Origin of the sequence: Bacillus cereus group sp. N14 (genome assembly GCF_016483555.1) — a bacterium.
Classification (GTDB): Bacteria; Bacillota; Bacilli; order Bacillales; family Bacillaceae_G; genus Bacillus_A; species Bacillus_A wiedmannii.
The window spans coordinates 1-339 of the sequence record NZ_JAEHBQ010000075.1; the positions used below are offsets into that span (position 1 = coordinate 1).

Genomic DNA, 339 nt, shown 5'->3' on the forward strand with positions numbered 1-339 from the left:
TTAACTGTTACCATTGCAGTTGAGCTATTTCCTGATGCATCTGTTGCCGTTACTGTTACTTGAATTTCTCCTGCCTTACTTGTATCGTACGCTCCTACTGTTACTACTGGGTTTGGATCTTTATTATCTCTTACGTCTACCAAATCACCTGCATTTAAGCTATCTCCTACATAAACAGTTACACCTTGTTTCGCTGTTATTACTGGTACTTCTGTATCTTTTTCTTCCTCTTTTTCAACTACGTTAACAGTTACTGTTGTACTTGAGCTATTTCCTGATGCATCTGTTGCCGTTACTGTTACTTGAATTTCTCCTGCCTTACTTGTATCGTACGCTCCT

The 339-nt window shown here is 38.9% G+C and carries 1 protein-coding gene; it reads right to left on the reverse strand.

What is annotated here, in order from left to right; genetic code table 11:
* On the reverse strand, positions 1-339 hold a 339-nt coding region (locus tag JDS82_RS29110; protein ID WP_346011139.1), incomplete at both ends, for a bacterial Ig-like domain-containing protein.